We start from the raw sequence: 1,446 nt of genomic DNA on the forward strand, positions 1-1,446 counted from the left end.
CCGCCCTACCTTTCAGGGATGTCCGCGGTCCGCGAGGATCGGCGGATGCAGGTGGAGCGGGTATGGCTTTCATGCCTGCTGCCGGTGATGGTTCAGAGTGCTGTGCCGCCCGCTCCACCACCTGGTTCTGACCGCTGATTAGGCACTGCGAACCATCGCTATGTAGGGCGTTGACGGCGGAATCGGGACGCACCACACCGTGTGATCGACCGGAGGTTCGATGGCAGTAAAAGCAGGCATCGATGTCGCCAAGGAGTTCCACTGGGTCGCGATCGTCGCCGCCGAGACCGGGAAAGTCCTGCTCTCCCGGCGCGTCGACAACGACCCGGACAGCATCGACGCCCTGATCGCCCAGCTGCGCCAGGCCGAAGCCGAGCACGGCGAGCTCACCGCCGCGATCGACCTGATGGGCGGAGTGGCCAGCTTGCTGACCGCCATGCTGCTGGAGGCAGGTGTCCGCCTGGTCCACGTCCCGGGCCTGGTGGTCAACCGAGCCCGCCGCGCCAGCAAGGGCGGCGAAGCCAAATCCGATCCCCGCGACGCGGCCACCATCGCCGACCAGCTGCGCCTGCGCGACGACTGGCGCATCGTCACCGCCGAGGACGACATCACCCTCGACCTGCGGATGCTGGTCTCCCGACGCCGTGAACTCGTCATCGATCAGACCCGCCGCCTCAACCGGCTGCGCGAAACCCTGGCCGGGTTCTTCCCCGGCCTGGAACGCGTCGTGGACGTGACCAACCTCAGCGACCTGCGGCTTCTGGTCCGCTTCGTCACACCGGAAGAGGTCCGCGAAGCCGGACGCGACGGCCTGATCGATCACATGCTGGCCGCGGGCGTCCGCCGCAGCTATGCCGAACCCTTGGCAGGCAAGGCGATTGCGGCCGCTCAGGCCCAGCATGTGATCGTTCCCGGGCAGAAGCGCATGGCCGAGTTCGCCCGCGAGTTCGCCACCGACGCGATCGCGGCCCGGCACCGCATCGGCGAACTGGAGAACCAGATCGCCGACGGGCTCGACCGCCACCCTGACGCGGCCCTCGTCCGAAGCCTGCCGGGGATGGGGGCCACCCTGACCGCGGAATTCCTCGCGGAGGCAGGAAACCTGGACCGCTTCACCAGCGCCGATCAGCTCGCTTCGGCCGCCGGCCTCGCGCCGGTCCTGCAGCAGTCCGGGAAGATGAACTACCTGCGGCGAGCCACCGCCGGCAGCAAACACCTGAAGTTCATCTTCTACCAGTCCGCGTTCTGCGCGATCCGCACCGACCCACTCAGCAAAGCTTTCTACCAGCGCAAACGCGCCGAAGGGAAGCGCCATCACCAGGCACTGATCGCGCTGGCCCGACGACGCATCAACGTCCTCTACGCGCTCCTGCGCACCCGCCAGCCTTACCAGGCCGACTACCGACACACCACGGCTACCGCTGCTTGACATAAACATTAGGCAGC

Annotated in this window: 1 protein-coding gene; it reads left to right on the forward strand. The window is 67.3% G+C overall.

What is annotated here, in order from left to right:
• The first annotated feature begins 220 nt into the window (after positions 1–220).
• Positions 221–1,429 (forward strand): IS110 family RNA-guided transposase, encoded by a 1,209-nt coding sequence (locus H5411_RS46375; RefSeq protein ID WP_091517282.1) that lies wholly within the window; start codon positions 221–223, stop codon positions 1,427–1,429.
• Positions 1,430–1,446: the final 17 nt, after the last annotated feature.

Origin of the sequence: Amycolatopsis echigonensis (assembly GCF_014174495.1) — a bacterium.
GTDB classification, from domain to species: Bacteria; Actinomycetota; Actinomycetes; order Mycobacteriales; family Pseudonocardiaceae; genus Amycolatopsis; species Amycolatopsis echigonensis.

Coding starts and splice junctions, on each gene's coding strand:
- H5411_RS46375 (WP_091517282.1), top strand. CDS start 221: ATGGCAGTAAAAGCAGGCATCGATGTCGCCAAGGAGTTCCACTGGGTC.